This window comes from Mycobacterium sp. (assembly GCF_049280035.1).
Taxonomy (GTDB): Bacteria; Actinomycetota; Actinomycetes; order Mycobacteriales; family Mycobacteriaceae; genus Mycobacterium.
The window spans coordinates 1-9,175 of record NZ_JBAPPI010000897.1 but is presented as its reverse complement, the minus strand read 5'-3'; the positions used below and the strand labels follow the sequence as shown (position 1 = coordinate 9,175).

Genomic DNA, 9,175 nt, shown 5'->3' with positions numbered 1-9,175 from the left:
GAGGAACAAGCGAGAGCTCTCGCCGAGGAGTCCCGCGAAAGTGGTTGGGACAAACCTTCTTTTGCCAAGGGACTGTTTCTCGGTCGTTTTCCGTTGGAGCTCGTCCACCCGTTTCCCAAACCAAGCGACGCAGACGAGGCGCGCACCCGCGCGTTCCTCGACAAGCTGCGGGAGTTCCTCGACACCATCGATGGAAGCGTCATCGAACGCGATGCGCAGATCCCCGATGAATACGTCAAAGGCCTTGCCGAGCTCGGTTGCTTCGGCATGAAAATCCCGTCCGAGTACGGCGGCCTGAACATGTCGCAAGTCGCGTATAACCGTGCACTGCAGATGGTTTCGACCGTGCATGCCAGTCTGGGTGCGTTGCTCTCGGCGCATCAGTCGATCGGGGTACCCGAACCGCTGAAGCTGGCCGGAACTCCAGAGCAGAAGCGGAAGTTTTTGCCGCGGTGTGCCGCCGGGGCGATATCGGCGTTTTTGCTCACCGAACCGGATGTCGGCTCCGACCCGGCGCGGCTGGCCTCGACGGCGACTCCGGTCGACGACGGGCAAGCCTATGAACTGGACGGCGTGAAGCTATGGACGACCAACGGTGTGGTCGCGGATCTGCTGGTGGTGATGGCCACCGTGCCCAAGAGCGATGGGCACCGAGGCGGGATCAGCGCGTTCGTCGTCGAGGCCGATTCACCTGGCATCACCGTGGAGCGGCGCAACAAGTTCATGGGGTTGCGCGGGATCGAAAACGGTCTCACCAGGCTGCATCGCGTCCGGGTGCCCGCGGAAAACCTGATCGGCCGGGAAGGCGACGGGCTGAAGATCGCATTGACCACCCTGAACGCCGGACGGCTCTCGATACCCGCGATCGCAGCCGGTTCTGCCAAGTGGTGTCTGAAAATTGCGCGGGAGTGGTCGTGCGAGCGGGTGCAGTGGGGCAAACCGGTCGGCGAACACGCGGCCGTCGCAGAAAAGATTTCGTTCATGGCCGCAACGAGCTACGCGCTCGAATCGGTGTTGGAGCTGTCCGGCCAGATGGCCGACGAGGGCCGCAACGACATTCGGATCGAGGCGGCGCTGGCCAAGCTGTGGTCGAGCGAGATGGCCTGCCTGATGGCTGACGAACTGTTGCAAATCCGCGGCGGCCGGGGCTATGAGACTGCCGAGTCGCTCGCGGCGCGCGGCGAGCGTGCCGTGCCGGTGGAGCAGGTGGTGCGCGATCTGAGGATCAACCGCATCTTCGAAGGCTCCAGTGAGATCATGCGGCTGTTGATCGCCCGTGAGGCGGTGGACGCCCACCTATCCGCAGCCGGCGATCTCGCGAATCCCAAGGCCGACGTGCGGCAAAAGGCCAAGGCAGCCGTTGGGGCGAGTGGGTTCTACGCGAAGTGGTTGCCGCAATTGGTTTTCGGCGAGGGTCAACGGCCAACGGCGTATCGCGAGTTCGGCCGATTGGCGACACATCTGCGATTCGTGGAACGTTCCGCGCGCAAGCTGGCCCGCAACACCTTCTACGGAATGGCGCGCTGGCAAGCGGCACTGGAGCAAAAGCAGGGATTCCTCTTCCGGGTGGTGGACATCGGCGCCGAACTGTTCGCGATGTCGGCGGCGTGCGTGCGAGCCGAGGCCCTGCGGGTAGCAGACTCGGCCAAGGGCGAAGAGGCCTACGAGCTCGCCGAGGCGTTCTGTCAGCAGGCCACCTTGCGGGTCGAGGCGCTGTTCAGCGCGTTGTGGACCAACACCGACAGCACCGACGCCGCGTTGGCGCGCAACGTGCTGAAGGGTCGCTACACCTGGTTAGAAGACGGGATTGTCGATGAGTCCGAGGGCACCGGACCATGGATCGCGCAGTGGGAAGCTGGTGCATCCACCGAGCGCGACTTGGCTCGGCGGTTCCTGACCGTGGCTGACTCCTGAGATGACATACGTCGCCGAGGCTGGCGAGTTCACCCGCGACACCAACTACATCGCGACCCGCATCACCGCCGACGGCCGGGACGACTATCCGGTAGAGCCGGGCCGGTATCGACTGATCGTCGCGCGCGCCTGTCCATGGGCCAACCGCGCGATCATCGTCCGACGGTTACTGGGGCTGGAAAGTGCTATCTCCATTGGATTTTGCGGCCCCACTCATGACAAGCGCAGTTGGACTTTCGACCTCGACCCGGGTGGCGTCGACGCGGTATTGAAGATCCCTCGCCTGCAGGACGCGTATTTCAAACGCTTTCCCGACTATCCCAAGGGCATCACCGTCCCGGCAATCGTCGACGTGCCGACGGGCGCTGTGGTCACCAACGATTTCGCGCAGCTGACGTTGGACCTGTCAACGGAATGGACTGCCTACCAACGCGACGGCGCTCCGCAGTTATACCCCGAGCCGCTGCGGAACGAGATCGACGAGGTCAACAAAAGGGTTTACACCGAAATCAACAACGGTGTGTACCGGTGCGGCTTCGCAGGCTCGCAGCAGGCCTACGACGCGGCCTACGACAGGTTGTTCACGGCATTGGACTGGGTCAGCGATCGACTGGAAAACCAGCGGTTTCTGGTGGGCGAGACGATCACCGAAGCCGATGTCCGGTTGTTCACGACCTTGGCTCGCTTCGACCCGGTTTACCACGGGCACTTCAAGTGCAATCGAAGCAAACTTTCCGAAATGCCGGTGCTGTGGGCCTATGCGCGTGACCTGTTCCAGACGCCGGGTTTCGGCGATACCGTCGACTTCGTCCAAATCAAGCAGCACTACTACATCGTGCACGCCGACATCAACCCGACCCGTATCGTGCCGAAGGGGCCCGAGCTGGCCAACTGGTTGACGCCGCATGGCCGGGAAGCATTGGGCGGCAAGCCCTTCGGTCACGGCACACCGCCGGGGCCGCCACTTCCCGGCGAACAGGTCCCCGTCGGCCACGGCGCCTAGCCCCAGACGGTGCGCACCGACCATTCCGCATGAGGGGCACCGTGCAATTCGCCGGCCTGGTCGACGACCACAGTCATCAATTGGACGGCGATCCCGGTCAGCCGCCCCTGCTTGGGATCGACGGTGGGGATGGTGACCGCCAGGCGGCTGTCGGGCCGGTAGAAGGTCGTCGTTGGGTTGACCGCATCTTCATAGACCCGCAGCAGCCACCACGGTGCCCGGCCAATCGCCGGCGGCACCGAAAGCTGGACCGGATCACGCGCATTCACCCGCAACTCGCCTTGCGCCCCTGGGTTTTCGCAATCGTTGAGGTCGAGCACTTTGCAGTATCGATATGGTCCGACTCGGGTCAGCTGACCGTGCGAATACGCGCTGATCTCGGGGTGTAGTGGACCGCGCCCCCGGGAGAGCGCCCAGGCGCCGACTCCCGCAGCCGCTGCTGCGAATACCAGCAAAGCCGCGAGCAGCATCGCGATGCCCAACTTCGCCGTTGGCTTCACTCCCACGAGACCGCCGCGGCATCGTGGCCGCCTTGACCACCTTCCTGCTCGACCATCACCGGCCGGTTTCCGCCCAGGCCGGGGATCAACGAATCGCCGCGGAAGCTGACCACGGTCTGCGCCAACCCCAAAATCAGCACCGCCGCAACGACGCTGAAGCCGACCCACAGCTCGGTGTAGAGCAACACGCCCAGCGCGCCGCCGAGTACCCAAGCCAGCTGCAGCGTCGATTCCGACCGCCCGAACGCCGATGCGCGCGATTCCTCGGGCAGGTCGTCCTGTAACGATGCGTCCAGTGCGGCCTTGGCAATCGCGCTCGACCCCGAGGTGATCAACGTTGCGATCGCGGCGGTCAGCAACGTGCCGGCCACCGCGGCGGCCACCGCCGCCACGGTCACCGCCACGTTGCAGCGCACCACTAGCACCGCGGGCCTGCCCAGCCGCAGCCGTGCGCTGGCGAAGTTGCCGGCGAAGTTACCGATGGCCGCCGCAGCGCCAATAAGTCCCAGCATGCCGAGCTGCACCCACCCACTGGCGTCGCGCGCTTTGGCGACAAAGGCCGGGTACAAAAACAGGAATCCGACCATGACCTTGATGGTGGAGTTGCCCCACAACGAGGTGATGATGTTGCGGCCCAACGGTTGTCGAAGCGCCCCGGTGAACTCCTCGGACCAGCTTTTGCCCGGTTGGCGGGCGCGATAGCTCAAGGTGGTGGGAACCTCACCCTCGGTCACTTCGACCCAGCGTGGAATTCGCATGGACAGCAAGGCGCCGGCAACAGTCACCGCAATGACGACGAATAACGCGCCGGGCCAATGGAACAGGCGGGCGAAGGCATACTCGATTCCGCTGGCGATGCCGCCGCCGAGGATGGTGCCGCCCAGCAGCCCGAACATGGTCAGCCGGGAGTTGACCCGCACCAGGTCGATCGTCGGCGGCATCACCCTGGGTGTCACCGCGCTGCGCAGGACGCTGAACGACTTCGACAGCACCATCATTGCCAGCGCGCAGGGATACAGCACCCACGAGGGGAAGCTTCCGGTAGCGCCGTCGTAGTTGCTGATCAGCACCACCGCCAACCCGGTCCGCAGCGCAAACGACGCCGCCAGCGCGACCCGCCGGCCATGCTGTAGCCGGTCCAGTGCCGGACCGATCAGCGGCGCGACAACCGCGAACGGCGCGATCGTGATCAACAGGTAGAGCGCGACCTTGTCCTTGCTCTCCCCGGTGGCTGCGGCGAAGAACAGCGTGTTGGCCAGTGCGACGGCCATCGCGGCGTCGGTCGCGAAGTTGGCCACCACCGGCCAGGTCAGCGCCGTCAGCCCGGACTTGTCGGCGCCGTCGGCGGTGGCAGCGCGCTGCACCAACCCGTACATCCGCGAACCCATTTCGCGGCTGCGCTGCGCGGCCGCGCGGGTGACGGTGACCCTCTCGGCGCCTGCGCCACCAGGTGGTGGCGCACTGCGACGGTCGGACTCGGGCTGGTGGTGCAGCGGCGGCAGGTAGCGGTTGGCGCTGGGCATCGGTGGCGGGCGGCGTTGATGGTCCCGTCGCCGATAGTCCGGCTCGTCAGCTGGATAGTTGGCCATGCCGGGGTGCTCGGCCGCGGGCCCGGTGCGGGTCCGGCGGCCGGCAGACGCCCGGCCGGTATCCGGGTGATCACGCCGCCGTCCAGCCATGCCCCAATTCTCACAGATGTCGGCCGATGCGATGTGTAGGCAGCCGGTGTGGCCGGACACCACGGCTCTACGGCAGTATTAAGGGCGTATGGAAACAGCGGACAACGTGACCCGACCCACTCCGGAGTCGGCTGCGGCGACCACCGAAGAGTGGTCGCCTGAGTTGGCGACCGTCCTCACCGGTGCCGTTGAGCCGGCGCGGGCGGCCATCGTCGAGTTCAGTGGCGCCGACACGGTGGGCGACTACCTCGGTGTCGGCTATGAAGATCCGACCAGCGCAACCCACCGTTTTCTAGCCCAATTGCCTGGTTATCGGGGCTGGCAGTGGGCCGTCGTCGTGGCCGCTTTTCCCGGAGCTGATCATGCGACCATCAGTGAGGTGGTGCTGGTGCCGGGCCCGACGTCATTGTTGGCGCCGGAATGGGTGCCCTGGGATCGGCGCATCCGGCCGGGCGACCTCAGCCCAGGAGATCTGCTTGCGCCGCTGCCCGATGATCCGCGGTTGGTGCCCGGGTACCTTGCCACCGGCGATCCGGAGGTTGACGACACCGCGGTAGAAATCGGTCTGGGACGGCGTCAAGTGATGAGCGCGTGGGGCCGCTCGGAGGCGGCGCAACGCTGGCACGACGGTGACTACGGCCCGTCCTCGCAGATGGCGCAATCGACTAAACGGGTATGCCGCGATTGCGGTTTCTTTCTGCCGCTTGCCGGGTCGTTGGGCGCGATGTTCGGGGTATGCGGCAACGAGTTGTCCGAGGATGGGCACGTGGTCGAATCCGAATACGGTTGCGGTGCGCATTCCGACACCCCGGCTCCCGCCGGCAGCGGCTCGCCGATGTATGACCCCTACGACGACGGGGTGCTCGATATCACCGAGAAGCCCGCAGACCTCAGCTAGCTGTTCTCGGCCGCGGCTTTGATCTTGGCCAGTGAGGCGTTCATGCCGTCGACGAGTTCCCGCTCGAAGTTCGTGGTGCCGCCGAAAAGCGTGTTCACGGCCATGCTCGACACCGGCTTCGTCCCGTTCTCGGCGTGCCGGCTCTCGATCACGCGGGTTCCCTCGGGGATCGGCTGCAGTTCGTAGCTCCAGATCGTGTTATTGGTGTTGACCCGAAATGCCAGCTTCTGGTCCGGGATCACTTCAAGGACGGTGCATGTCGTCGGCCAGAACAGATAGTTGCGGCGGTTGAAGTTAATGGTGCGGGTGCCGTGGCGGACCGGACCGAGCGGCCGCATCAGCCGACATTGCGGGCTCCACTCGGGCATGCGGCGGAAATCGCTAACCAGCGACCAGACTTTCGAGACCGGTGCCTTGATATCAACTTGCGCTTGCAACAGCGGCGCTGCCATTGGACGCATACCTCCTAGCTCGGGCCATTATTCTCGGTCAGGGTTGGGTTGGTACTGCAACCCGGTTTGTGCGCCACGCGCGCCACGGCGCGCAGCATCACGCTGCCACAGAAAGATACTTGTGCCCAGCACCCCGATTCCCAGCCCGGCCAATGTCAGCGGCCGCCAGGTCTCCAGGGCGGGTATGACGAACGCGGCCACGGCGGCAACCAGCCAGGCCAGTGCGCCGAGGGCAATGACCGGCCATACGTCCAGCAGCGCAGCGGGCAGCATTGGCGGATCGAGGCTTTTGCCTGGCTCGACAGACATCGGGTTCACGATAGCCCGACGACGATGCCGGCCGCGCCGCGGCCGGAGGAGGAGTCGGGCAATTGGGCATAGCCCGACGACGATGCCGGCCGCGCCGCGGCCGGAGGTGGGGGCACCTCCCGCTTGCGGGGGAGAGTCGGGCAATTGGGCATGCTTGGCGGGCCCCGAGTCGGTGATTCCCTGTGGACGATCGGACGTTCTGTCGTAACGTTCGCGCTGTGATCGATAGTGATAGCCGGTTGGCCAGCGATCTGTCGTTGGCGGTAATGCGGCTGTCACGGCAGTTGCGGTTTCGGCGGCCGCAGTCCCCGGTGTCGTTGTCGCAGCTGTCGGCGCTGGCGACATTGGCCAACTACGGCCCGATGACCCCGGGCGCGCTGGCTATCAGGGAACGGGTTCGCCCGCCGTCGATGACGCGGGTAATCGCCTCGTTGGCCGACCTGGGTTTCGTGGACCGCGTTGCGCATCCCGACGACGGTCGGCAGGTTTTGGTTTCGGTCTCTGCTGCCGGCACCGAACTTCTTGAGGCCGAACGCCGAGCCAGCCAGGAGTGGCTCGCGCAGCGGCTCGACACCCTGGGCGGCGCCGAACGCGATACGTTGCGCGGTGCCGCCGACCTGATCTTGGCCCTTGTCGACGAAAGCCCTTGAGTCCAGCCAGTTTTGACCGCGCCGACGGCATCGATGGTGTGGTCGTCACCGATATCACCGATCCGGCCGACGCGCGGCTGGATTCTTTCCGGGATTTGAACAGCATCGATCGTCGGCCCGACCTGCCGAGCGGCAAGGGGCTGGTGATCGCCGAGGGTGTGCTGGTGGTGCAGCGCATGCTGGCCTCGCCTTTTACGCCACTAGCTTTCCTAGGCACCGACCGCAGGCTCGCCGAGCTCACGGCAGATCTGGCCGGTAACCCCGCGCCCTTCTATCGGGTGTCTGCAGAGGTGATGGCCGAGGTGGTCGGCTTTCATCTCAACCGCGGGGTGCTGGCCGCCGCGCGTCGTGCGCCCGAGCGCAGCCTCGCGCAGGTAATCGACGGCGCTCGAACCGTGGTGGTGCTCGAGGGCGTCAACGACCACGAGAACTTGGGCGCGATCTTTCGCAACGCCGCGGGGCTCGACGTCGATGCGGTGGTGTTCGGCAGCGGCTGCGCTGATCCGCTGTATCGCCGTGCGGTGCGGGTCTCCATGGGTCATGCCCTGCTGGTGCCGTATGCACGGGCGACCGAGTGGCCGGCGGACTTGAAGACATTGCACGAGAAGGGGTTTCGGTTATTAGCGATGACCCCTAGCCCCGACGCGACATCGTTGCCCGAGGCAATGGCGGCGGTGTGTGACGAGCGGGTCGCGGTGCTGGTCGGCGCGGAAGGGCCGGGCTTGAGCCGCGCTGTGCTGCACACAAGCGATCTGCGGGTACGCATCCCGATGTCACGCGGCACCGACTCGCTTAACGTCGCCACCGCGGCGGCGCTGGCCTTCTACGAGCGGGCTAGGCTCGATCGATGACCGACGAATCCACGCCGTGGGCAACGGGTTTGACGGTGGCCGGGTTTGTCGCCGCGGTGACCGGGGTCGCCGTCGTGGTGCTGGGACTGGGGCTGATCCGGGTGCACCCGTTGTTGGCCGTGGGGCTCAATATCGTCGCGGCCGGGGGGTTGGCGCCGACGCTATGGGGATGGCGGCATACCGCAGTACTGCGGTGGTTGGTGCTGGGCGTCGGACTGGGTGTGACAGCAGGCTGGTTGACTTTGGTGTCGATGGAGCTGTTCCGCTAGCGCTGACCGCCGGACCGGACACCCAGCAACACGTCTTCCCATGCCGGTACCGGTGGCTTGCCGCGCCGGCTGCGCGTCGGCTCGCTCTTGGGTTCGACCGTCGGGCTTTCCACTGGTGCGGGTGCGGGCTGCTCGAAGTCGAGCTGGGCGACCGGGGCCACCGGCCGCAGCGGACGGTCGAAGTTGGGATCGATCAGCTCGCTGGCCCCATCATCTACGGCGGTGACCGTTCCGCCGTGCGCGCCCGGGCAGAAGCGGAAATGGGCGAGGTTGTCGGAACGCCCCGCCTTCCAGCCCAGCTGGACCGTCCAGCGGCCATCCTCGTTACGCCAGGCGTCCCACGTGGTGATGTCCGGATTGAGGCCACGCGCCAGCAGCGACGACGTGACGGTTTCCAGCAGCGTCAGCACCGCGGGACCGTCGGCGAGGACGGGGTGTGCGGCAGTTGCCAGCTCGGCAGCGCGCGAGCGTTCCAGCAGCACCGGGTGAGCGAACCTCTCAACGCGCTCGATATCCACCCCGGCGGCCGCCGCCACCTGCTCGACGGATGCGCCGGCGCGGATGCGGGACTGAATTTCCTTGGGACGCAGCATGCTGGTGACCTCGATGTCGATATGGGTTTGACCCACCCGGGCCCCGTCGCCGCGCAC

The 9,175-nt window shown here is 65.9% G+C and carries 11 protein-coding genes; 6 read left to right on the top strand and 5 right to left on the bottom strand.

Annotated elements, in window-relative coordinates:
- Together WAN71_RS28550 and WAN71_RS28545 are read left to right on the top strand one after the other, a co-directional pair.
- A partial coding sequence (locus WAN71_RS28550) for an acyl-CoA dehydrogenase family protein (RefSeq protein WP_422228543.1) occupies positions 1-1,914 on the top strand: 1,914 nt, incomplete at its 5' end.
- A 1-nt stretch (position 1,915) separates the two neighbouring features.
- On the top strand, positions 1,916-2,917 hold the full coding sequence (locus WAN71_RS28545) for a glutathione S-transferase family protein (protein ID WP_422228542.1): 1,002 nt from the start codon (positions 1,916-1,918) through the stop codon (positions 2,915-2,917).
- Here WAN71_RS28545 and WAN71_RS28540 read toward each other — a convergent pair.
- Both WAN71_RS28540 and WAN71_RS28535 read right to left on the bottom strand, forming a co-directional pair.
- A complete protein-coding gene (locus WAN71_RS28540) occupies positions 2,914-3,387 on the bottom strand; it encodes a DUF2771 domain-containing protein (RefSeq protein WP_422228546.1) in 474 nt (157 codons plus the stop codon). The two genes, WAN71_RS28545 and WAN71_RS28540, sit on opposite strands and share 4 nt — an antisense overlap.
- A gap of 26 nt (positions 3,388-3,413) precedes the next feature.
- A complete protein-coding gene (locus WAN71_RS28535) occupies positions 3,414-5,096 on the bottom strand; it encodes an MFS transporter (RefSeq protein ID WP_422228541.1) in 1,683 nt (560 codons plus the stop codon).
- Positions 5,097-5,202: 106 nt separating this feature from the next.
- Here WAN71_RS28535 and WAN71_RS28530 point away from each other — a divergent pair, with 106 nt between their 5' ends.
- Complete coding sequence (locus tag WAN71_RS28530) at positions 5,203-5,994, top strand: DUF3027 domain-containing protein (RefSeq protein ID WP_422228545.1); 792 nt, start codon at positions 5,203-5,205, stop codon at positions 5,992-5,994.
- Here the strand turns inward: WAN71_RS28530 and WAN71_RS28525 are convergent.
- Together WAN71_RS28525 and WAN71_RS28520 are read right to left on the bottom strand one after the other, a co-directional pair.
- The gene (locus WAN71_RS28525; RefSeq protein ID WP_422228540.1) at positions 5,991-6,446 is read right to left on the bottom strand and encodes an SRPBCC family protein; all 456 of its coding nucleotides are present in this window, start codon (positions 6,444-6,446) and stop codon (positions 5,991-5,993) included. The genes WAN71_RS28530 and WAN71_RS28525 overlap by 4 nt on opposite strands.
- Before the next feature lie 27 nt (positions 6,447-6,473).
- Positions 6,474-6,755, bottom strand: coding sequence for a DUF2530 domain-containing protein (locus tag WAN71_RS28520; protein WP_422228539.1), 282 nt, complete (start codon positions 6,753-6,755; stop codon positions 6,474-6,476).
- A 218-nt stretch (positions 6,756-6,973) separates the two neighbouring features.
- Between WAN71_RS28520 and WAN71_RS28515 the strand changes: the two genes are divergently transcribed.
- From WAN71_RS28515 to WAN71_RS28505, 3 genes are read left to right on the top strand one after another with little or no spacing between them, the layout of a single operon-like run.
- Positions 6,974-7,405, top strand: coding sequence for a MarR family winged helix-turn-helix transcriptional regulator (locus WAN71_RS28515; protein ID WP_422228538.1), 432 nt, complete (start codon positions 6,974-6,976; stop codon positions 7,403-7,405).
- Between the two features lie 29 nt (positions 7,406-7,434).
- A complete protein-coding gene (locus WAN71_RS28510; protein WP_422228544.1) occupies positions 7,435-8,256 on the top strand; it encodes a TrmH family RNA methyltransferase in 822 nt (273 codons plus the stop codon).
- On the top strand, positions 8,253-8,525 hold the full coding sequence (locus tag WAN71_RS28505) for a DUF2537 domain-containing protein (protein WP_422228537.1): 273 nt from the start codon (positions 8,253-8,255) through the stop codon (positions 8,523-8,525). The genes WAN71_RS28510 and WAN71_RS28505 overlap by 4 nt, the downstream gene beginning before the upstream one ends.
- On the opposite strand, the gene sepH is transcribed toward WAN71_RS28505, so the two are convergent.
- The coding region (gene sepH, locus WAN71_RS28500) for a septation protein SepH (protein WP_422228536.1) at positions 8,522-9,175 on the bottom strand (654 nt) is incomplete at its 5' end. The genes WAN71_RS28505 and sepH overlap by 4 nt on opposite strands.